The following is a 768-nucleotide window of genomic DNA, read 5'->3' as shown; positions in this document are numbered from 1 at the left end:
CAAACGTTCGGTTAAGGTGCCTAACACGACGCTCATGAGATACCACAAAAGGTGTTGGTTGGTCTAGACAGCAGGACGGTGGCCATGGAAGTCGGAAGCCGCTAAGGAGTGTGTAACAACTCACCTGCCGAATCAACCAGCCCTGAAAATGGATGGCGCTCGAGCGTTGGACCTATACCGGACCGTTGCTGTAAGCTGGGCCTATGCTGTGTGAGGGCAAGCTGCACTTGGTCCAGGCATGGAGTAACGGCAACGAGTAGGAGGGTCGCTGTGGCTAGCGGGAAGCCTCAGGCGTGAGCCTAGGTGAAGCAACCACAGGCGCAGATCTTGGTGGTAGTAGCAAATATTCAAGTGAGAACCTTGAAGGCCGAGGTGGAGAAGGGTTCCATGGGAACAGCAGTTGACCATGGGTCAGGCGGTCCTAAGTGATCCGGTAAATCGGAACAGAGACGGGGTGCCTGACATTGTCCGTTCGCGGGCTTTGTTCAGTAATCTGCAAAGTACTGTTGCATTGCAGCCCCCTGTAGCGAAAGGGAATCGGGTTAATATTCCCGACCCTGTCCACGGAGATTGGTGTGTGTCGGGCCTTTGGTTCGGCGTGCGCCCAGCGCGGTAACGCAACCGACCTCGGAGACGTCGGCGGGAGTTCTGGGAAGAGTTCTCTTTTCTTTGTTAGGAGTGCATCCACCCCCTGGAATCGGCTTGTCCGGAGATAGGGGGCTAGCCTCCGTAAAGCACCACCCTTCTTGTGGTGTCCGGAACGCTCCT

Annotated in this window: 1 rRNA gene; it reads left to right on the top strand. The window is 56.1% G+C overall.

The window, feature by feature from the left end:
* Nucleotides 1–768, top strand: a 23S ribosomal RNA gene (locus tag DF185_RS24755); the annotation flags it as partial.

The organism is Marinifilum breve (genome assembly GCF_003202155.1).
In the GTDB taxonomy this organism is placed as follows: domain Bacteria; phylum Bacteroidota; class Bacteroidia; order Bacteroidales; family Marinifilaceae; genus Marinifilum; species Marinifilum breve.
This window is presented reverse-complemented; position numbering and strand designations above follow the sequence as displayed.